A 19,098-nucleotide genomic window follows, 5' to 3' on the forward strand; every position below is an offset into this window, starting at 1 on the left:
TGCCTGCTCAAGAACGGGATGAGGACAGTGGAACCGATCAACGCACGCTCGATGCTCGATGCCGCGGCGACCGCCAGCGCCGATCGGCCGCCGGTCGAACGGCGCCGGAGGTTGTCGCCGGCGGCGCTCGCCGTCGCCAATCAGAAAGTCGGCCGCGCCTATTCGCCGATCGTGATCGCAGGCGTGGTTCGCGCCATCGACTTCGCGATGCTCGGCGCGATCGGCATCGCGCTCTATTTCGGATATGCCGTCCCGCTCAGCGGTTTCTACTGGGAGTTTCTCGCGGCGATCTTCGGCGTGGCGGCAACGGCGGTGATCTGCTTCCAGGCCGCCGACATCTACCAGGTGCAGCTATTCCGCGGCCACCTTCGCCAGATGACCCGGATGATTTCATCCTGGGCGTTCGTGTTCCTGCTGTTCATCGGCGCCTCCTTCATCGTCAAGCTCGGCAGCGAGATTTCGCGGCTCTGGCTCACGGCGTTTTTCCTCACAGGTCTCACCGCGCTGCTGGCCCAGCGCCTGGTCCTGCGCTCGCTGGTGCGCAGCTGGGCGCGTCAGGGCCGGCTCGATCGCCGCACCATCATCGTGGGCGCGGACCAGAACGGCGAAGAGCTTGTCCAGGCGCTCAAGACCCAGGACGATTCCGATATCGAAGTGCTCGGCGTGTTCGACGACCGCAACGACGACCGCGCGATGGACACCTGCGCCGGCAGTCCGAAGCTCGGCAAAGTCGACGACATCGTCGAATTCGCCCGTCGCACCCGGATCGATCTCGTGCTGTTCGCGCTGCCGATCTCGGCCGAGACGCGCATTCTCGACATGCTGAAGAAGCTCTGGGTGCTGCCGGTGGATATCCGCCTTTCAGCGCATACCAACAAGCTGCGCTTCCGTCCCCGCTCCTATTCCTATCTCGGCGAGGTGCCGACGCTGGACGTGTTCGAGGCGCCGATCACCGACTGGGATCTGGTGATGAAGTGGCTGTTCGACCACGTCGTTGGCTTCGTCATCCTGGTGCTGGCGCTGCCGGTGATGGGCCTGGTCGCGCTCGCCGTCAAGCTCGACAGCCCCGGCCCGGTGCTGTTCCGCCAGAAGCGGTTCGGTTTCAACAATGAGCGCATCGACGTCTTCAAGTTCCGTTCGATGTATCACCATCAGGCCGACCCAACCGCTTCGAAGGTCGTGACCAAGAACGATCCGCGCGTCACCCGCGTCGGGCGATTCATCCGCAAGACCAGCCTCGACGAGCTGCCGCAGCTCTTCAACGTCGTGTTCAAGAGCAATTTGTCGCTGGTCGGCCCCCGGCCGCACGCCGTGCAGGGCAAGCTGCAGAGCCGACTGTTCGACGAGGCCGTCGACGGCTATTTCGCCCGCCACCGCGTCAAGCCGGGCATCACCGGCTGGGCGCAGATCAACGGCTGGCGCGGCGAGGTCGACACCGACGAGAAGATCCAGAAGCGCGTCGAGTTCGATCTCTATTACATCGAGAACTGGTCGGTGCTGTTCGATCTCTACATTCTCTTGAAGACGCCGATCGCGCTGATGACCAAGAGCGAGAACGCGTATTGAGCCCGCGTCATTGCGAGCGCAGCGAAGCAATCCATCGCGCGGCACCGGGATAGATGGATTGCTTCGTCGCTTCGCTCCTCGCAATGACGCGCGGTGGTGACGCTGTAGTTAGTTGAGTTGCGTGAGTGCGTAATGGCGTATGCGGCGACAGCCGGGGATTCCCTATCATCGACGACGGCCGCGCCCGGCGTGCTGGCGCTGCAGCGCGCGCTGGTGTGGCTGGTCGGGGCATCCGGCGCCATCGTCTTCATTGAACCTTCGCCCTATGAGCTGGCGACGCTTGCCGCCACCGTGGTCTTCTTCGCAACCGGCTTGCGGATGCGGCTGGTGTTCGTGCCGCTGCTGCTGCTCCTGTTCCTGGTCAATATCGGCTACAGCATCAGCGCGGTCGCCGTCATGGACCGTCCCAATGTCCCAAACTGGATCGCGACCTCCTGGTACATGGCGATCACGGTCATCCTCTTCGCGATGGTCATCTCGGAGGACACGACAGTGCGGCTCGACATGCTCCGTCGCGGCCTGGTCGTCGGCGCTGTGATTGCGTCGCTCGCGGGCATCGCCGGCTACTTCAATCTCGTCCCCGGCGGGCGCGACCTGCTGACGCTGTATGACCGCGCCCGCGGCACGTTCAAGGATCCCAACGTGTACGGCGCGTTCCTGATCCTGCCGGCGCTGCTCGCGCTGCAAAGCGTCGTCACGGACAAGATCGGTAAGGCGCTCCGCAGCGCGATGGCGTTCGGCATCATATCGCTGGCTATCCTGCTTTCGTTTTCGCGCGCCGCCTGGGGCCAACTGATTGTTACGGCCGCCGTTATGCTCGCGCTGATGGTGCTGACCAGCCGTTCGCAGGCGCAGCGCTCCCGGATCATCGTAATCGCGCTCGTCGCCGCCGTCATCGCGGCGGCGCTGGTCGCAGTGCTGCTATCGCTCGATTCGGTCGCGCAGCTATTCAAGCAGCGCGCCAGCTTCGATCAGAGCTACGACGGAGGCCGCTTCGGCCGTTTCGGCCGGCATGTCCTCGGCGCCGAGATGGCGCTTGGGCTGCCATTCGGCATCGGCCCGCTGCAGTTCAACCGCTTCTTTCCCGAAGACACCCACAATTCCTACCTGAACGCGTTCATGTCGGGCGGCTGGCTCTCCGGCGTCTGCTATCCGGCGCTGGTCTTCGTCACGGTGCTGACGAGCTTCCGCTACGTCTTCGTCCGCGTGCCCTGGCAGCCGATCTATCTGGCCATCTTCGCGGCCTTCCTCGGCACGGTCGGCGAGAGCTTCATCATCGATACCGACCACTGGCGGCATTTCTGGCTGATGCTGGGCACGATGTGGGGCATGTTCGTCGCGGCCGAACGCTGGAATGCCGACAACGATCCGGTACTCATGGCGGCCGCGAAACCGTCCTAGGACCGCTTGCCCTTCTTTGCGGGCTTTGGCTTCGGCGCCTCGACCATCGACTTCAGTTCTTCGGTCGCCGCAAGCATCGTCTCATAGCCCCTGGTCGCGAACTCCAGCAGCAATTTCAACTCGGCGTCCGAATAGGACTCCCAGAGTTTGACCATGCCGCGATGCATGTGTTCGTAGAACCGCCCGATCCTGGCGAGGTTCTCCGGCACGATGGCGATGAACACCTTGCGGCGATCGGCAGGATCACGCTCGCGGCGGACAAGGCCCGCTTTCTCCAGCCGGTCGACGACGCCGGTAATGGCGCCGGTGGTCAACCCGGTCACCTCGGCGAGCCGCCCGGCCGTCACCCGGCCTTCCAGGTTGAGGAAGTCGAGACATTCGAGGTCGGAGCCTGAAATTCCGACCGTATTGGCCACCGTTTGCCCGAAAATGACGCCCTGCGCCGACGAGCGCCGCAGCGCGTGTTCGAGTTCCTGCATCAGCGCAGCCCGCGCCTTCGCCCTTGACAAAGCCAACCCTCTCTCTTAGTCGATATGTATCTTAGTAACTAAGATAATTAGCGACTGTACGTTCCTATCACTTCACGCACGCATGGAGCAAGGCATGAGCGGACGCCCCACAGGACGACCCAAGGCGCTAGTCATCGGCGGCGGCATCGCAGGGCCAGTGACGGCGATCTTCCTGAAGAAGGCCGGCATCGGCGCCGAGCTGTTCGAGGCGTGGCCCTATTCGACCGGCATCGGAGGTGGCCTGCAGATCGCGCCGAACGGCATGCATGTGCTGGCCGAGATCGGCTTGGCCGATGAGATGATCCGTCGCGGATCGATCGCGGAATCCTTCGATTTCCATTCCCAATCCGGCGCCCGCCTCTGTTCGGTCAACCAGAACATGCGGCAGCGCTTCGGCCAGCCGGCAGTGAACATGTGCCGCGCCACGCTGAACGAAATGCTGATCAACAAGGCCTGGTGCGAGAACGTTGAACTGCGTTTCGAGAAGCGGCTGGTCGCCATCGAGGATCGCGCCGACAGGCCGGTGGTTGCGCATTTCGCCGACGGCACCATGGCCGAGGGCGATTTCGTGATCGGGGCCGATGGCGTGCACTCGGCGGTGCGGGCGCATGTGATTCCGGATGGCCCAAAACCGTTCGACACCGGGCTGATCGGCTTCGGTGGCTTCGTCCCGCGCACGGCGATCGCAGATGCGCCGATCGGCCAACGCGTGGTGACGACCTTTGGGCAGAGCGGTTTCTTCGGCTACGGCTTTTGCAGCTCCGATGAGAACGACAGCGTGATGTGGTGGAGCACCCAGCCTTCTTCGCACCGCGTCGACGCGACGGCGTTTCGCGCCATGAGCCAGGACGCGATCAAGCGGCATTTGCTCGATTTCCATGCCGGCTGGCACGATCCGATACCGCGGATTCTGGACGCGGCCGAAAATATCGTGGTGACGGCGACGCTCGACGTTGCGACGCTGCCGACATGGTCGCGCCAGCGCACGCTCCTGATCGGCGACGCCGCGCACGCCACCAGCCCGCACGCCGGCCAGGGCGCCTCGCTCGCGCTCGAAGACGCCATGCGGCTCGGCCGGCTGATGCAGGACAAGCAGGAGCTTGGCCTGACCTTCCAGCGATTCGAGACCGAACGCCGCCCCCGCGCCGAGAAGATCGTCGCGCTGGCCCGCCGCAACGGCAACAGCAAGCGCGAGTTCAGCGCCACCGGCGCATGGATTCGCGATCGTATGTTGAAGCTGCTGTTGCCGATCACGGCCAAGGGAATGGACTGGATGTACGCTTACGATCCGCGGGCGGCGTAGCGGTCGCGACGCGGTGGCGTAGGGTGGACAAAGGCGCGCAAGCGCCGTGCCCACCATCTATCCACGACCGCGCCCGTGATGGTGGGCACGCTGCGCTTTGCCCACCCTACGATTCAACCGTGAACGTCAGGCCCGCGTGATCGACCAGGCGCTTGATCAGCTTGTGCTGCATCGCTGCGCCCGGCGTCCAGAAGCCGGCCGGCACGTCAGGCGTATCGCGCAGCAGGCAGATCGCGCATTCGGAAATCATCTTCGAGGTCGAGCCGTAGCCGGGATCGCGATCGCCCTTCACCGCGGCGCGGACCTGCCGGCCGTCGGGCGCAATCGCGACATAAAGCAGATCGTAGAGCCCGTTCTCGCGCTCTTCCTTTGACGGCCCCTCGCCTGGCTTCGGCGCGTTGGGGCCGGTCTTTTCGGTGTTGGCCGCCATCACCAGCTTGGCGTTGGCCTCGCCCTTCTCGCCGGGCCCGGTCAGCACCATCTCGTCATAGATGAAGTCGCGGCCGTACGGGAAGCCCATCAGCATGTTGGAGCGGTGGACGTTGCGCGTGTTGATCAGGGCCATCATGAACGGCGCCGTCCAGGATTGCATGTCTTCTTCGTAAGCGGGCTTGTTACCGCGCGGCTGCTTCGGGCCGGTGAAGCCCGGCGTCAGCGCGAATGGATCATTGAGGATGGCGACCAGGCTGAGATCTTTGGCGACCGCGTCGAAGGTCGCCTTGGCGCTCGCCGCCGTGCCGCCGGAAAGCGTGCCGCGCATGTTGCGCACGCGGCCCTTGACGCGCAGTGCCGGCGCGCCGAACGCGCGCTTCGCCTCCTCTTGCACGAAGAACGCGCCGAGTTCGAACGGCACGGAATCGAATCCGCAGGAAAACACGATGCGCGCACCGCTCGCCTTCGCCGCGGCCTCGTGCTTGTCGATCATCTGACGCATCCAGATCGGCTCGCCGCAGAGATCGACATAGTCGGTGCCGACCTCGACGCAGGCTGCGATCAGTTCGTTACCGTAGAGTTGGTACGGACCGACCGTGCTGATGACGCACCTCGCCTGGCCGACCATCGCCTTCAGCGACGCGGGATCGCCGGCATCGGCCACGATCAGCGGCGTATCCTTGGGCGCACCGATCGCGTCACGGACGGAAGCGAGCTTGTCCTTGCTGCGCCCGGCCATCGCCCATTTCAGCGTCGCGTCGCCCGTGTAACGCTCGGCGAGATATTCGGCGACGAGCTGGCCGGTGAAGCCGGTGGCGCCGTAGACGACGATGTCGAATTTCGACGAAGACATGAGCGGGGTTTCCTGCAGAAACGCATTTAGGCCCTTTTGTCATTGCGAGCTCAGCGAAGCAATCCATAATCTCGGCGCGTTGAACTGGATTGCTTCGTCGCGTTGCTCCTTTGCACAAACGCTTCACGTTTGTCGCAGGCAATGACGGTTGCGCCTATTTCTTCCCGTACGACACGCCCATTCCGGCGCGCACGTCGGCCTGGATGCCGTAGGGCGCGATCGGATAGCGCAGGCCGTTCTTTGCGAGTTGCTTCATCCCCACAATGGCCTTGGCGAGATGCTCCGGCTTGAGCGCCATCAGCATCTCCTCGTCGGGCACGCCGCCATAGCGCCGCTCGGCAAAGCACGGCAGCGACAGGCTCGGCTCGCCGGTCTTCAGCGCCCTGCCCCAGGAATCGGCGCAGGCGGTCTCGCCGACCACGCCCCATTCGAACTTCTTGTAACCGGTATATTGCAGGCCGTTGATGAGAATAATCATCTGCCCGGGCGTGGCGTAGACCAGACAAATATCCGGCGGGTTGAGCCGGCCGCTGGTGAGCGGGCTCACCGCCATCGCCTGGTATTGACCGAACGGCACGACATCGAGCGCTTCCTGACGCTTGCGCGCGTCCTCCGCCGTGCCGTGCCAGACGCCGACGTAGTTTTCACCGGCGAGCCACTTTTCGTCCCTTGGCGCCAGACCGATCACGGCGCGGCATTGCGCGCCGACGAGATCTTCGCCGGTGATACCGACGGTCCAGCCGAGCCGCGAAGCCATGCTGACGATCTGGTCGGTGGTATGCACCGCCGAGGGACGCCGGATTTTCGGGATCGCGGTCATCTCCTCGACGCTGGCAAACATCTTGATGCCGATCACCGTCGTCTTCAGCCGGAGCAGGCTGTTCAGATCGGCCACCATGCCGGCCAGATCGAACGCTTCCGGCGGTGTCTGCTGTTGCATGCCGTCAACTCCCAAATCAGCGCGCTGAACGGCGCCTGCATCTCGATTGTAGCCCGGCCGGTTGCCCGCTTCTACTTCGATGCTGGCCCCGGCAGCAGATCATCGATCTTGCCGGTGGCGCGGTAGGCAATGAGCCCCATCCATTCGCGTACCGCCATGTCCACCCGTCCCAGCCCGTCCAGAGCGACGTTGGTGAAATTCAGCACGTCCGCGCGCTTCCCGACGCGCCAGTCGACGGGATAGGGTTCGACTGCAAATCCCGCCTTCCTGAACAGGCCGACCGATCGCGGCATATGGAACGCCGACGTCACCAGCAGCCAGCGCTCGCCGTCCTTCGGCGCAAGCAGCGCCTTGGAGAATTCCGCGTTCTCCTGCGTGTTGCGCGAAGCCCTCTCCATGATCAGCCGCGATTTGTCGATGCCGAGGCTCTCGAAAATGGTGCCGGCGAAATCAGCTTCCCTGGCATCGTTCGAAATCAGTTTCGCGCTGCCGCCGGAAAATACGATGCGCGCCTTCGGATAGCGGTGAGCCAGCGCCGCGGCCGCGATCATGCGGTCGGGCGAGCTGCGCACCACCGGCGTATCATGCGCAACGGAAAGATCTGCCTCGATCGATCCGCCAAGCACGATGATGCCGTCAGGCGGCGCCGCGCTGCCGGCTTCCCATGGCGGAAAGCGCTGCTCCAGCGGATAGAGCAGCAGGTTCCCGAGCGGCGACAGCCCGCAAATGATCAGCAGCAGAACGGCTGCGATCACCAGCTTGCGGCCGAGCGATGCAAAGCGGGTAAACATCAGGATGGCGCCGACGAAGCCCATGCCGATCAGAAAATTCGTCGGCAACAGCAGGAAGCCGATCGTCTTGGAGAGGGCAAAAAACAAGGGAAGCCTCTGAGAATGTCTGGTACAGCGTCATACGACGCCATTACAGCAATCAAAAGCCCTCCTCATGTCCCACCATCACCTGCATTCCAGCCCCGAAACCTGCCATTGGGGCTTCTTCGAAGCCAAATTGAAATCGGTCCTGACCATCGCCAGCGGCGATGAAGTCACGATCGACACCGTGACCGGCGGTCCGGACGTGGTACCGGACCGAAACAAGTTTCACGTCCCTCCCGAGCTTGCTGACATTCACGCGCGAAGCGAGCGCATGCTGCCCGGCCACATTCTCACCGGGCCGGTCGCTGTGGAAGGCGCGGAGCCCGGCGATGTTCTGGAGGTCGACATCATCGACGTCCAGCTCCGGCAGGACTGGGGCTACAATCTGATCCGTCCGCTGGCGGGCACCCTGCCCGACGATTTCCACGAGACGCGAATCCTGAACATTCCGCTCGATCGCGACCGGATGGTCGGCCGGATGCCGTGGGGGCTCGATCTGCCGCTCAAGCCGTTCTTCGGCGTGATGGGCGTGGCGCCGCCGCCCGCCTGGGGCCGCATCACCTCGCTGATCCCGCGCGCGATGGGCGGCAATCTCGACAACAAGGAACTCGGCGCCGGTGCCAAACTGTATCTGCCGGTGTTCGTGCCGGGCGCGCTGTTCTCCTGCGGCGACGGCCATGGTGTGCAGGGCGATGGCGAAGTCTGCGTCACCGCCATCGAGACCGCGCTGCAGGGCCGCTTCCGCCTGACGCTGCGCAAGGATCTGCGGCTCAGCTATCCCCGCGCCGAAACGTCAGATCATTACATGACGATGGCGATGGACCCCGATCTCGATCAATGCGTGGTGCGGGCGCTGCGCGACATGATCGTGCTGCTCGGCGAGAAGCGCAATCTGTCGCGTGAGGACGCCTACACGCTCTGCAGCCTCGCTGCCGATCTGCGCGTGACGCAGACGGTGAACGGCTCCAAGGGCATCCACTGCATGATCGCGAAGGCGGTCGTGCACGGGTGATCGGACGATCTGCGGCGCTTCAAAAAGGAGAGCGCAGCTTCAGCCTGGCGTGAAACAACACGCTGGTCTTTCCGACCAATGCGGTCCCCTGCACCTGCGCGCCATCGGCGGTATATGAACCGGTGAAGCCGCAGGTGACTTCGCGGCCGCCGAACAGCGGCAGCGCGCCCGCTGATTTCGTGTGCTCACTGGTAATCAGTTCGCCGCGCCATTTGCCGCGATCAGCGGTGTATGAGCCCGTGTAATAGAAATACGAGTCGCCGCCGGCGACCTTGCCATCGTGCAGCACGATCACCCCGTGCGCGCGGCCCTGGCCGCCGTCCGTCATCTCGATCTGGATGGTGTAGAGGCCGTTCGTTACCGTCATCGCGCCCTAGCCGTCATCCCCGGACATCATCGGCATTCCCACCGGCCGGAAGCAATCAGGAAATAGGCGCAAGGCTGGATCGTTTCGCCGCGCCTGCCACAGCCGTTAACGGTCGCCGCACGCGGTGCGCTCTAGGCGCGCAGCCAATCCACAAACCCAGCATCCGCTTTTAGCCCATTTTTTCAAATGGATAGAGAGCTATCCACAAGCCGTTTGACTCATGTGTGCAAAACAAAATAGAGTCTAAATAGATACTTTTCAGTACCCCTTTTGCACGTTAGCGTTTCGTCATGGCTACAGAAAAAGCCGAAACCGACCGCGTTCCAGTTACGTTGGCACTCTCGACCATCAATTATCTCGAAAGATTGGTGAGACAGGGCACCCACGGCACCAGCGTTCCCGGCGTCGCTAGAACTTTGATCGAGGAAGGGATTCGGCTCGCCATCAAGGACGGGCTGCTTTCAATCCGCGACAACGGCAAGGCGTCCTGACGGGAACAACGTGGCGGTTTTCACAGAATGTGGAAACGAGAACATGCTCACGAATCTACCGACCTGGACCACCGATCGCGTCGAACTCCTGAAGAGCCATTTTGAGGCCGGCCTCACCTGTCGCGAGATAGCGGCCAGCATCGGCGTCAGCCGTAACGCCGTGATCGGCAAGCTTGCCCGCCTGCAGTTGACGCGCGGCCCGGCCCGCGCGGAACCGCGCCCCACCAAGGCTGCCAGAGAACGCTCCCGAAAATCCATTCCGCGCCTGCAATACAAGATCCTGCAGGCCGTCTACGAAAACGCGGAGCCGCTGCCGGAAGTAGCGATCACAAGCGAACGCCGCTGCTCGCTGTTCGAACTCAGCAATCAGCGGTGCCGCTGGCCGATCAGCACGCCAGGCGCGGAAGATTTCTGCTTTTGCGGCGACACGCCGGTGGAAGGCATGCCCTATTGCACCGGGCACACCCGCCTCGCCTACCGTCCGGGCTCGCGCCAGCGCGTCGCGCGCGCCTATTGACGAGCGACGTTCAGTTGCCGTGAAGGCACGAAAATGCGGAGCGTCGGTCCTGATTCCATCAGAACCGCTTGTCTTCTAAAGCGTGATGACTTTTCTTCGAATCGTCATCCCGCTTTAGCTTTTTTGTTTGAGCATGATCTTTTCGGAAAACCGCTACACACTTTTCCGGATCATGCTCTAGCCAAGCCGCCAGCCGACTTCTTCCGTAAAGCTCTTGTAGAACTCCGGCGTGTAGGCCTTCTCAGGGGCCTGCCGCACCCGCTCGTCGAGCTTGTGGGCGTCATCGCCGACAAGGATCCGCCAGCGCTCGGCCTTGACCCCGTCGAGGATGACCTTGGCCGCGGCCGCCGCCGTGGTCGGCGCCTCCTCGCGGAAAGTGCGCGCGCGGTCGAGCGCGATCTGCTGGATGTCCGCGTCCGACATCGGCGCGGTGTCGATGCCCATGCCGTTCAGGCGCTGGCGCGTCGCCAGGATTTCATTCGGGCTGAGTTCATCGGATTCGGTGCCGCTCTGAATCTTGCGCGAATTGGAAACGATCGAGGTGCCGATATGTCCGGGCATCACGACTGAGCATTTGATGTGCGGCGCATTGAGCCGCAGGTCCGTCATCAGCGCTTCGGTAAACCCTTTCACCGCGAACTTGGCGGCGCTGTAGGCGGTATGCGGTACGCCGAGGCCAACCGACGCCCAGAAGCCGTTGACGCTCGATGTGTTCACGATGTGTGCCTCGTCGGCCTTCATCATCAGCGGCAGGAAGGTGCGGACCCCGAGATAGACGCCGCCCCAGCAGATGTTGAAGGTACGCTCCCACTGCTCGCGCGTATTGGTGAACAGGCTGCCGCCGCCGCCGATGCCGGCATTGTTGAACAGCAGATGGATCTTGTCGGTCGCTTGCTGCTCGATCAGTTCGTCGCGGAAGCGCTGCAGATGAGCCTCGATCGAGACGTCGGCGACATGGGTGGTGACGCGCAATCCCTGCGGCAGCTTTTCCGCTTCACACATGCGCTTGGTCTCGGCCATCGCTTCCACGGATACGTCGCACATCGCGACATTGCAGCCTTCGGCAACCAGCTGGCGCGCGAGCTCGCGGCCCATGCCCGTGCCGCCTCCAGTAATCACGGCAAACTTTCCGGCAAAATCCTTCATCGCGACGCTTACCTCGGTTTTCAATTTTTGAGTTGGGGCTCTCGTGGAAATGGAGCCCGTGCGGAAGGACAGTAACAGTTCGCGACTGTCGGTAAAGCCGCCCGTGAGGCGGGCGGCGCGATTGTCTCGCGGCCGTTTCGCGGAGCGGAATTTACTCCGCCGCCTCGCGCGAGCCGCCCAGCGCGCCCAATCCCTCCAGCGCCTTCCGGATGACGGCCTGTTGCGCAGGCGAAGCTTCCGGCATCGGCGCACGGGAGAATGTCGCCGGCAATCCCTGCAGCGACTGCGCGTAGCGCGTGCACGCCGGCAGATTGTCCGAGACGATGGCGTTCCACAGCGTCAGCAACTTCTTGTGCAACTCGAGCGCGCGAACATGGTCGCCCGCCTTGACCGCATTCCAGAGTTCGACGGACGCATGCGGCGCGGCGCTCAAAATCGCGGCGATCGAGCCGTGCGCACCGAGCGTATAGGACGGATACATCAACGCGTCGACGGCACTGTAGATCAGTTTGTCCGGCGCCATCATCATGAGATCGGCAAACAGTTTCAGATCGCCCGCGCTCTGCTTGACGCCGACGACCAGCGGCACCTCGTTCATGATCCGCGTCAGCAGCGCGGGCGACAGATAGGACCAGGGCACGACGTTGTAGATGATGATCGGCATGCCGGTTTCGTCGGCCATGCGACGAAAGTGATCGACCATCGCCTGCTCGTCCGGCTTGAACAGATAATGCACCGGCGTCACCTGGAGCGCCGCGACGTCCATGTCGCGCACCAGTCGGCCGCGGCGGATCGCATCGCGGGTGGAATCGACGATGATGCCCGCGATCACAGGCGCGCGCCCTTTCGCCGCTTCCACCGTCGCCGCCACCAGGTCGCGATATTCCTCGTGGTCGAGCGTATGCCCCTCACCGGTCGAACCGCCGGCGGCCATACCATGACTGCCGGCACCAATTAGCCAGTCGACCTGGGGTGCGACCAGTTTGAAATCAATCTCACCGTCTTTGCGAAACGGCGTGGTCATCGGCGGTATTACGCCGGTCGGACGTGTTTTCATCGGTCTGCCCTCGCGTTCCATCCGAATATGCGGGTGTGTCCCCGCTTCCCCGGCGATATCAGCCGGTTGCGGCAAGCCTATTGAATGTCGTCGCGGTGATCCAGTTGCAGCATCGAGGCGGCTGATCAGCAGAAATGCCGGGGCAACAATGGAGGCGGCGGCTTTTGCGCTGCAGCGCCAATAGTCGCCGGCGAAGTGGTTGCGTTGGCAGTCCCTTGACCTATGTCAATGGGCTACACGGCGCGATGGCAAACCCTTCCCCGGGGGCGTACGGCTCACGTGACAGGGCGCGGGGATTGTTCGCCTGACGCCGCTCGCTGCAAAAAACCGACATACCGAGGGCACCGCAGATGAATGTGGCAGTCCGACTCCTGATCGCTATGGCGGTCGCGTTAACATCGCTGGGTGCGATGTCGCCGGAACGTTCGGAACAACCCGCCGATGAAACCGAGATACGCATCGGCAATCTCATGCCTTATTCAGGGAAGCTGGCCGAATTCGCCGCCATCGGAAGAGCCCAGGCGGCCTATTTCGACATGATCAACGCGCAGGGCGGGATCAACGGCCGCAAGATTCGCTTCATTTCCCGCGACGACAATTCCGATCCGACCGTTGCGCTCGACATGACGCGCAAACTGGTCGAGCAGGACAATGTCCACCTGATATTCGGTTCCTTCGGAACGCCGGGGAACCTAGCGGTCCGGCGTTTCCTGAACGACAAAAAGATACCCCACCTGTTCCCGGTTTCGGGCGCCGAAGAATTGAGCGATCCGAAGGCGTTTCCGTGGACGATGGGCTGGCAGCCGTCATCCCAGTCCGCGGGGCGCATCTACGCCAACTACATTCAGGCCACCTATCCGGAGCGCAAGATCGTGATCGTTTGGCAGAACGATCACTTCGGCAACGATCTGTACAAGGGAATCCAGAAAGGCCTCGGCGATCTGAAGCGCATGATCATCGTTGGCCTCGCCTTCGATGTCGCCGATGAACATATCGATGGGCATGTTTCCATCCTGAAGCGATCGGGCGCAGAGGTACTTCTGTTCGCAGGCGTGCCGAACACAGCCTCGCAAGTCATTCGCTTTGCGGCCGACCTGCATTGGCATCCGGCGTTGCTGCTGAATGATGCGGCGGCCTCGATCGGCGCCACATTGGGGCCGGCTGGAACGCAGAAATCCGCCGGCGTGATTTCGGCCACCTTCCTCAAGGATCCGACCGATCCCGCATGGAAGGACGATCCGGGGATCAAGAACTGGCTGAACTTCATGGACAAGTATTACCGCGACGGGGACAAGGGCAGCGGGGCGGCGCTTTACGGCTATGCCGCCGCGGAGACGCTGGTGCAGGTGCTGAAACAATGCGGCGATGATCTCTCGCGCGAAAATATCATGCGGCAGGCGGCTTCATTGAAGGATTTCGAGGTTTCCGTCCTTCTGCCCGGCATCAAGGTCAACACTGGCGCAGACGACTACCGGCCGATCAAGCAGATGCGCCTGGTTCAGTTCGACGGCCGGACCTGGCAGTTGATCGGCGACGTGATCGATACCGCGTTCACGACCGGTCAGAACAAATAGGCCACGAGAATTTTCCGGACGCGCTTGAAGATCGATGGATGAATCGCCGCGTCAGCGCTTGCAGATGTCGCGGGTCTCTTTCTGCTCGCTGCGCATGACCTGCAATATCTCGGCCGGGGCAAAGCTGCCGAAATCGGAGGCAATGAGCGTTCCGTACCGACGGTGGTTCTTGAGCACGATCAGCAAGCGATCTCTGAGATTCTCCATCGCGCGTGCGTCACTGCCCGGCATGGAACCCTCGATCTGCTTCGCGTAGCCAAAGAATTTCATGGTGGCTTCTACCGCCGCTGCGCGGTTATCGGGATCGCAGAGCTGGCTATCCTCCAGCGCGTAGATGCAGTTCGCCAACTGCCCCCACGCGGCGACCAGATTGCCTTTCTGGATTTCGGACCACCCATCCGACTTACCAAGCATGGTGGAAACGTTCGCCTGCATACTGCCGGCCTTCAAGATGAAGTATGCAGCGCTCGGCTCCATCTTCGAGGCGTCCACACCGATATCCATCACTTTGAAGATACAGCCTCGCACGACCGGCGCGACTTCCGGCCGGCCGATACGATTGGCGTCGGCGAACATTGAAACGCTCGGGCCGCCCGAAAACTGGCTTTGCACCAGCCTCGATATTTGGGGCGCCCAGATCCACCCACCGACCACGAGGAAGCCGCCGGCAAAGGCCATGAGCGGCATGCGGATAAGGCTGAAAATTTCACCGGTCATATTAAAACTCCTGGCACTAGGCCTTCGGGCAATTGTCGCTCGTACCCTTGTAGCGATCGAGCATCGGCTTCATCGCCGTGGGCACGCTCCAGCCGAAATCGGCCTTGATCAATCGCCCGCTACTGGTGTCCTGCAACAGGGCCGCGTTGATCGCGCGGTTGCGCGGGCTGTCCCAGAGCTTCCTCACCGTGGACATTTCGGCTTCGCCATATCGCTTGGCCGTATTCATCATCTCATCGAACTTCGCAAAATAACGATTGATGTAATCGACGATGTAGGCGCGGTTGTTCCGCTCGCAGACCGCGTTGGGGTGCGTGACGAGATAGCAGTTCAGCGCCGCCGTCATGTCCCTTGCGCGGTCGAGATCGCGCCAGTCAACGCGATGCGTGTCGGTGGAAAGCTTCGGGAGCAGCCCGTCCTTTTCGGGCGCCTCAAGCGCGGGGTAACACGCCTCGCGTATTTTCGCCGCCCTCCACTCGCCCATACGTTCGCCGCCCGGCAGGTAGTCCCCGGTGTGGCCCATGACAAAATAGTTGATCAGGTTTACGCCCAAAAAGATGCCGCCCAGGACAAAGGCCGCACGCTTCAGGAAATCCATGGCTTGTACTCTGCACAGGTTGTGCTCGGGGGTTTTGTAACACCCAGAGTGTGCCAAGAACGTTAATCGCGGATCGATGCTCGGGTTGAGGTTAAGGCGAATTTACCTTCTGGAGCGCGCTATCCCAAGGCGTCCCGCGGCCCGTCGCGCCGCACCTCGCGTGAACCTTGAGCCCGCGGCCGCGACTTACATACGAGAGGCCATGTCAATCTATGGGAGGCCGCGGTGACCCATTGGCGCGATACCATGGTCGAACGACCGGAAACGGATGTTGGGTCTTACTTTACAGGCTGGACGATTAGCGGCGTTGCGGTGCTGGGGACTATCGTCGCCGTCTGGGCCCTCGGCATTTAGCCGGGATCAGGATTGCTATCCGTGAAGTTAAATGGTCGGAGCGAGAGGATTTGAACCTCCGACCCCTAGTCTCCCAGACTAGTGCGCTAACCGGGCTGCGCCACGCTCCGATGCCGTTCCATTAGCTGCGATCAGCGTCCGGCGCAAGGCGCGCGAGGGGCCTCTTTGAGGCCCAACGAGCCGGCCCAGTTCCTGCCCGGTCAACCGTCCTTCATTGCCGTATCCAGCAACTCCCGGCAGGAAATCAGGTCCTGCAGCACCCGTTCGAGGCGCTCGCGGTCAGCCTCCGACGGCCCCGGCTTGCCCCTGGCGAACGGCAGCAAAATGCCGTCGTCGTCGGTATCGGCGAAGCGATAGTCGATTTCCTTCTCTTCGGTCTCGTAGTCTTCATCCTCGGTCTCGGCATCGGTGGTCGGGATTTCACTCTCTTCGGGCTCCTGCAGGCTGAGACCGATCGCCTCCTCGACCGCGCCGAAGGTGACGGCCGAGGTCTGGTCGGCAAGTCCCTGCACGGATTTGATGCCGTGCTCTTTCAGTATCCGCTGCACGCCGCGGATGGTGTAGCCCTCGCCGTACAGCAGACGACGGATGCCCTTCAGCAGATCGACGTCGTCGGGGCGATAGTAACGCCGCCCGCCGCTTCGCTTCATCGGCTTGATCTGGGCGAATCGCGTCTCCCAGAATCGCAGCACGTGCTGGGGAATGTCGAGCTCTTCAGCGACTTCGCTGATGGTGCGGAACGCATCCGGCGCTTTGTCCAAATGCCACTCCTCTCAACTCATCTAGTTGGTGAAGACGCAGTACTCGCCTTGCTACGCGGTCGTGGTACTCGGTCTCGCTATTCGGCCTTGCTTTCGCCGTTGCCCACCGCATGGCCGTTGATGCGCTGCTTCAGAATCGCCGATGGCTTGAACACCATCACACGACGCGGCGAGATCGGCACTTCAGTACCGGTCTTCGGGTTACGTCCGATGCGCTGACCCTTCTTGCGCACCATGAACGAGCCGAACGATGACAGCTTCACCGTCTCGCCTTTCTCCAGGCAATCGGTAATCTCTTTCAAAACGAGCTCGACAAACGCGGACGATTCCGTTCGCGAGAGGCCCACCTTCTGGTAGACCGCCTCGCAGAGATCGACACGTGTGACTGTTTTTCCGGTCCCGGTCATCGCCTGCCCCGCACTCTCGGCGAACAAAATTTATTGCCTGAAATTATGAGGTTAGCTCGCAATGGTCAACAGCGAGCATCATGCAGAAGCATGAACACGGCCACAATTTTAATCGGTAGTTTTACCCAGCGCTTACCAGCGCACGAGTGCGGAACCCCAGGTGAAGCCGCCGCCCATGGCTTCGAACAGCACCAGATCGCCCTTCTTCACGCGCCCATCCTTGACGGCGACCGAAAGCGCCAGCGGAATCGACGCCGCCGACGTATTGCCGTGCAGATCCACGGTCAGCACCACCTTCTGCGGCGCAATATGAAGCTTGTGCGCTGAAGCATCGATGATTCGCTTGTTGGCCTGATGCGGAATGAACCAGTCGATCTCCTCGGCGCTGGTTCCCGTCGCATTGAAGGCATCCACGATCACATCCGTGATCATGCCCACCGCGTGCTTGAACACTTCGCGGCCTTCCATCCGGAGATAGCCGACGGTCTGGGTGCTGGAAGGACCGCCGTCGACGAACAGCTTTGCCTTGTGCCGGCCGTCCGAGCGCAGATGCGTCGTCAGCACGCCGCGGTCGGAAGGCAGGCCCGGCTGGTCCTGCGCCTCGAGCACGACCGCGCCGGCACCATCGCCGAACAGCACGCAGGTGCCGCGGTCGTTCCAGTCGAGAATGCGCGAGAAGGTTTCTGCGCCGATCACCAGCGCGCGCCTGTAGGCGCCTGAGCGCAGGAAATTGTCGGCGGTGGCGAGCGCGAAGACGAAGCCGGAGCACACCGCCTGCAGATCGAAGGCGGCGCCATGGTGGATGCCGAGTTCATTCTGAACCGCAACCGCGGTCGCCGGGAAAGTGTTGTCCGGCGTCGAGGTCGCCAGCACGATCAGGTCGATGGCCTGGGCGTCGAGGCCGGCATGATCCAGCGCCGCACGCGCGGCGTTGACCGCGAGGTGCGAGGTGAACTCGCCTTCGGCCGCAATGTGCCGCTCCCGGATGCCGGTCCGCTGAACGATCCACTCGTCCGACGTATCTATACGGGCGGCGAGTTCCGCATTGGTCAGCACCTTCTGCGGCAGATAAGAGCCGCAGCCCAGCACGACCGAACGTTTCGCAGTCACGAGACAGCCTCCTGCGCGGTCTGTGCCAGCGCACTACCGTCGCTATTTATCATCTGAGTGATCTTGGTGAGGAGATCGCAGCGGACCATCTCATAGCCAACATCGACTGCGTAGGCAAAGCCTTCGGCGTTGGTTCCGCCATGGCTTTTGACAACCAACCCTTTCAATCCAAGCAGCATACCACCATTGGATTTGTTGGGGTCCATCTTGGCGCGCAGCGCCTGAAAGGCGCCACGGGCAAGGAGATAGCCGATACGTCTCAACCAGTTTTGCGTCAGGGCGTTACGCAGGAAATCCGACATCTGCCGCGCGGTCCCTTCGGCCGCTTTCAGCGCGATATTGCCGGAATAGCCTTCGGTCACGACCACGTCGACCGCTCCCCTGCCGATGTCATCGCTCTCGACGAAGCCAACATAATTGAGCTGCGGCAGGTTCATCGCCCGCAACCGCTCCGCGGCCTCACGGATTTCCTCGTGTCCCTTCATCTCTTCGCGGCCAATATTGAGCAGCCCGACGGTCGGACGCTCGATATTGAACAGAACGCTCGCCATCGCGCCGCCCATCTCCGCTAGCGACACCAGATGGTGCGCATCGCCGCCGATCGATGCGCCGAGATCAAGCACGACGGTATCGCCGCGCACGGTCGGCCAAAGCGCTGCGATTGCCGGTCGGTCGATACCGGGCAGTGTGCGCAAGTGAAGCCGCGCCATCGCCATGAGCGCACCGGTGTTGCCGGCGGAAACCACGACATCAGCCTCGCCCCGCTTGACCGCATCGATCGCAAGCCACATCGAGGAGGTCTTGCGGCCCCGCCGCAGCGCGTGGCTCGGCTTGTCGTCATTGCTGATTGCCACGTCGGTATGGATAACGCGCGAAGCCGCCTTTAGTGCGGGGTGCTTCGCCAATTCTGCGTCGATCAGCTTGCTGTCGCCATAAAGCAGGAATTCGCTGTCGGGATGCCGTTTCAAGGAGATCGCCGCGCCGGGAATGACGACCGATGCGCCGACATCGCCGCCCATGGCGTCAAGCGCGATTCGAACCTTTTGCGGCATGAACGTCCCGGAAACCTGATCTCTCGCGGCCCTCGTAGAGCCGGCCGCGCACTGGA

General features: G+C 62.4%; 20 protein-coding genes and 1 tRNA gene. 7 read left to right on the forward strand and 14 right to left on the reverse strand.

Going from position 1 to position 19,098, the window contains the following annotated elements; genetic code table 11:
* Positions 1–51: 51 nt before the first annotated feature.
* Positions 52–1,566, forward strand: coding sequence for an undecaprenyl-phosphate glucose phosphotransferase (locus LMTR21_RS22705; protein WP_065750722.1), 1,515 nt, complete (start codon positions 52–54; stop codon positions 1,564–1,566).
* A gap of 132 nt (positions 1,567–1,698) precedes the next feature.
* Entirely contained in the window at positions 1,699–2,967 is a 1,269-nt protein-coding gene (locus tag LMTR21_RS22710) for an O-antigen ligase family protein (RefSeq protein WP_065750610.1), read from the forward strand.
* Here the strand turns inward: LMTR21_RS22710 and LMTR21_RS22715 are convergent.
* Positions 2,964–3,446, reverse strand: a complete 483-nt coding sequence (locus LMTR21_RS22715; protein ID WP_141688082.1) for a MarR family winged helix-turn-helix transcriptional regulator — start codon at positions 3,444–3,446, stop codon at positions 2,964–2,966. The two genes, LMTR21_RS22710 and LMTR21_RS22715, sit on opposite strands and share 4 nt — an antisense overlap.
* Positions 3,447–3,570: 124 nt before the next feature.
* Here LMTR21_RS22715 and LMTR21_RS22720 point away from each other — a divergent pair, with 124 nt between their 5' ends.
* Complete coding sequence (locus LMTR21_RS22720; protein ID WP_065750721.1) at positions 3,571–4,779, forward strand: FAD-dependent oxidoreductase; 1,209 nt, start codon at positions 3,571–3,573, stop codon at positions 4,777–4,779.
* A 106-nt stretch (positions 4,780–4,885) separates the two neighbouring features.
* On the opposite strand, the gene LMTR21_RS22725 is transcribed toward LMTR21_RS22720, so the two are convergent.
* From LMTR21_RS22725 to LMTR21_RS22735, 3 genes are all read right to left on the reverse strand, one after another.
* Complete coding sequence (locus LMTR21_RS22725) at positions 4,886–6,064, reverse strand: saccharopine dehydrogenase family protein (protein ID WP_065750608.1); 1,179 nt, start codon at positions 6,062–6,064, stop codon at positions 4,886–4,888.
* Positions 6,065–6,218: 154 nt separating this feature from the next.
* On the reverse strand, positions 6,219–7,004 hold the full coding sequence (locus LMTR21_RS22730; protein ID WP_065750607.1) for a DUF169 domain-containing protein: 786 nt from the start codon (positions 7,002–7,004) through the stop codon (positions 6,219–6,221).
* Between the two features lie 71 nt (positions 7,005–7,075).
* A complete protein-coding gene (locus LMTR21_RS22735) occupies positions 7,076–7,882 on the reverse strand; it encodes a YdcF family protein (protein ID WP_084030390.1) in 807 nt (268 codons plus the stop codon).
* Positions 7,883–7,949: 67 nt separating this feature from the next.
* On the opposite strand from LMTR21_RS22735, the gene LMTR21_RS22740 reads away from it, so the two are divergent.
* A complete protein-coding gene (locus LMTR21_RS22740) occupies positions 7,950–8,891 on the forward strand; it encodes an acetamidase/formamidase family protein (RefSeq protein WP_065750606.1) in 942 nt (313 codons plus the stop codon).
* Positions 8,892–8,910: 19 nt separating this feature from the next.
* Here LMTR21_RS22740 and LMTR21_RS22745 read toward each other — a convergent pair whose 3' ends face one another.
* Positions 8,911–9,258 (reverse strand): GrlR family regulatory protein, encoded by a 348-nt coding sequence (locus LMTR21_RS22745; RefSeq protein WP_065750605.1) that lies wholly within the window; start codon positions 9,256–9,258, stop codon positions 8,911–8,913.
* Between the two features lie 290 nt (positions 9,259–9,548).
* Here LMTR21_RS22745 and LMTR21_RS22750 point away from each other — a divergent pair, with 290 nt between their 5' ends.
* Positions 9,549–9,749, forward strand: a complete 201-nt coding sequence (locus LMTR21_RS22750) for a hypothetical protein (protein ID WP_057858857.1) — start codon at positions 9,549–9,551, stop codon at positions 9,747–9,749.
* 43 nt (positions 9,750–9,792) lie between these two features.
* Positions 9,793–10,266, forward strand: a complete 474-nt coding sequence (locus LMTR21_RS22755) for a GcrA family cell cycle regulator (protein WP_065750604.1) — start codon at positions 9,793–9,795, stop codon at positions 10,264–10,266.
* Between the two features lie 177 nt (positions 10,267–10,443).
* On the opposite strand, the gene LMTR21_RS22760 is transcribed toward LMTR21_RS22755, so the two are convergent.
* Both LMTR21_RS22760 and LMTR21_RS22765 read right to left on the reverse strand, forming a co-directional pair.
* Entirely contained in the window at positions 10,444–11,412 is a 969-nt protein-coding gene (locus LMTR21_RS22760) for an SDR family oxidoreductase (protein ID WP_065750603.1), read from the reverse strand.
* A gap of 151 nt (positions 11,413–11,563) precedes the next feature.
* Positions 11,564–12,469 carry a dihydrodipicolinate synthase family protein gene (locus LMTR21_RS22765; RefSeq protein ID WP_065750719.1) on the reverse strand — a complete coding sequence of 302 codons (906 nt, stop codon included), beginning with the start codon at positions 12,467–12,469 and terminating at the stop codon, positions 11,564–11,566.
* A 350-nt stretch (positions 12,470–12,819) separates the two neighbouring features.
* On the opposite strand from LMTR21_RS22765, the gene LMTR21_RS22770 reads away from it, so the two are divergent.
* On the forward strand, positions 12,820–14,043 hold the full coding sequence (locus tag LMTR21_RS22770; RefSeq protein ID WP_065750602.1) for an ABC transporter substrate-binding protein: 1,224 nt from the start codon (positions 12,820–12,822) through the stop codon (positions 14,041–14,043).
* A 51-nt stretch (positions 14,044–14,094) separates the two neighbouring features.
* Here the strand turns inward: LMTR21_RS22770 and LMTR21_RS22775 are convergent, their stop codons facing one another.
* The 7 genes from LMTR21_RS22775 to plsX all read right to left on the reverse strand — a co-directional run bounded on the left by LMTR21_RS22775 (position 14,095) and on the right by plsX (position 19,042).
* The gene (locus tag LMTR21_RS22775; protein WP_065750601.1) at positions 14,095–14,760 is read right to left on the reverse strand and encodes a hypothetical protein; all 666 of its coding nucleotides are present in this window, start codon (positions 14,758–14,760) and stop codon (positions 14,095–14,097) included.
* Between the two features lie 16 nt (positions 14,761–14,776).
* On the reverse strand, positions 14,777–15,358 hold the full coding sequence (locus LMTR21_RS22780; RefSeq protein WP_065750600.1) for a hypothetical protein: 582 nt from the start codon (positions 15,356–15,358) through the stop codon (positions 14,777–14,779).
* Positions 15,359–15,744: 386 nt separating this feature from the next.
* Positions 15,745–15,822: transfer RNA gene (locus tag LMTR21_RS22785), tRNA-Pro, on the reverse strand.
* 90 nt (positions 15,823–15,912) lie between these two features.
* Positions 15,913–16,473, reverse strand: a complete 561-nt coding sequence (locus tag LMTR21_RS22790; RefSeq protein WP_065750599.1) for a MerR family transcriptional regulator — start codon at positions 16,471–16,473, stop codon at positions 15,913–15,915.
* Between the two features lie 77 nt (positions 16,474–16,550).
* Entirely contained in the window at positions 16,551–16,880 is a 330-nt protein-coding gene (locus tag LMTR21_RS22795) for an integration host factor subunit alpha (protein WP_057858942.1), read from the reverse strand.
* Positions 16,881–17,012: 132 nt separating this feature from the next.
* The gene (locus tag LMTR21_RS22800; RefSeq protein WP_065750598.1) at positions 17,013–17,990 is read right to left on the reverse strand and encodes a beta-ketoacyl-ACP synthase III; all 978 of its coding nucleotides are present in this window, start codon (positions 17,988–17,990) and stop codon (positions 17,013–17,015) included.
* The gene (gene plsX / locus LMTR21_RS22805) at positions 17,987–19,042 is read right to left on the reverse strand and encodes a phosphate acyltransferase PlsX (RefSeq protein ID WP_065750597.1); all 1,056 of its coding nucleotides are present in this window, start codon (positions 19,040–19,042) and stop codon (positions 17,987–17,989) included. The genes LMTR21_RS22800 and plsX overlap by 4 nt, the downstream gene beginning before the upstream one ends.
* Positions 19,043–19,098 lie beyond the last annotated feature (56 nt).

The organism is Bradyrhizobium paxllaeri (assembly GCF_001693515.2).
GTDB lineage: Bacteria > Pseudomonadota > Alphaproteobacteria > Rhizobiales > Xanthobacteraceae > Bradyrhizobium > Bradyrhizobium paxllaeri.

Coding starts and splice junctions, on each gene's coding strand:
- plsX (WP_065750597.1), bottom strand. CDS start 19,042: ATGCCGCAAAAGGTTCGAATCGCGCTTGACGCCATGGGCGGCGATGTC.
- LMTR21_RS22745 (WP_065750605.1), bottom strand. CDS start 9,258: ATGACGGTAACGAACGGCCTCTACACCATCCAGATCGAGATGACGGAC.
- LMTR21_RS22720 (WP_065750721.1), top strand. CDS start 3,571: ATGAGCGGACGCCCCACAGGACGACCCAAGGCGCTAGTCATCGGCGGC.
- LMTR21_RS22765 (WP_065750719.1), bottom strand. CDS start 12,469: ATGAAAACACGTCCGACCGGCGTAATACCGCCGATGACCACGCCGTTT.
- LMTR21_RS22750 (WP_057858857.1), top strand. CDS start 9,549: ATGGCTACAGAAAAAGCCGAAACCGACCGCGTTCCAGTTACGTTGGCA.
- LMTR21_RS22705 (WP_065750722.1), top strand. CDS start 52: ATGCTCGATGCCGCGGCGACCGCCAGCGCCGATCGGCCGCCGGTCGAA.
- LMTR21_RS22710 (WP_065750610.1), top strand. CDS start 1,699: ATGGCGTATGCGGCGACAGCCGGGGATTCCCTATCATCGACGACGGCC.
- LMTR21_RS22775 (WP_065750601.1), bottom strand. CDS start 14,760: ATGACCGGTGAAATTTTCAGCCTTATCCGCATGCCGCTCATGGCCTTT.
- LMTR21_RS22795 (WP_057858942.1), bottom strand. CDS start 16,880: ATGACCGGGACCGGAAAAACAGTCACACGTGTCGATCTCTGCGAGGCG.
- LMTR21_RS22740 (WP_065750606.1), top strand. CDS start 7,950: ATGTCCCACCATCACCTGCATTCCAGCCCCGAAACCTGCCATTGGGGC.
- LMTR21_RS22715 (WP_141688082.1), bottom strand. CDS start 3,446: ATGCAGGAACTCGAACACGCGCTGCGGCGCTCGTCGGCGCAGGGCGTC.
- LMTR21_RS22770 (WP_065750602.1), top strand. CDS start 12,820: ATGAATGTGGCAGTCCGACTCCTGATCGCTATGGCGGTCGCGTTAACA.
- LMTR21_RS22725 (WP_065750608.1), bottom strand. CDS start 6,064: ATGTCTTCGTCGAAATTCGACATCGTCGTCTACGGCGCCACCGGCTTC.
- LMTR21_RS22730 (WP_065750607.1), bottom strand. CDS start 7,004: ATGCAACAGCAGACACCGCCGGAAGCGTTCGATCTGGCCGGCATGGTG.
- LMTR21_RS22755 (WP_065750604.1), top strand. CDS start 9,793: ATGCTCACGAATCTACCGACCTGGACCACCGATCGCGTCGAACTCCTG.
- LMTR21_RS22780 (WP_065750600.1), bottom strand. CDS start 15,358: ATGGATTTCCTGAAGCGTGCGGCCTTTGTCCTGGGCGGCATCTTTTTG.
- LMTR21_RS22760 (WP_065750603.1), bottom strand. CDS start 11,412: ATGAAGGATTTTGCCGGAAAGTTTGCCGTGATTACTGGAGGCGGCACG.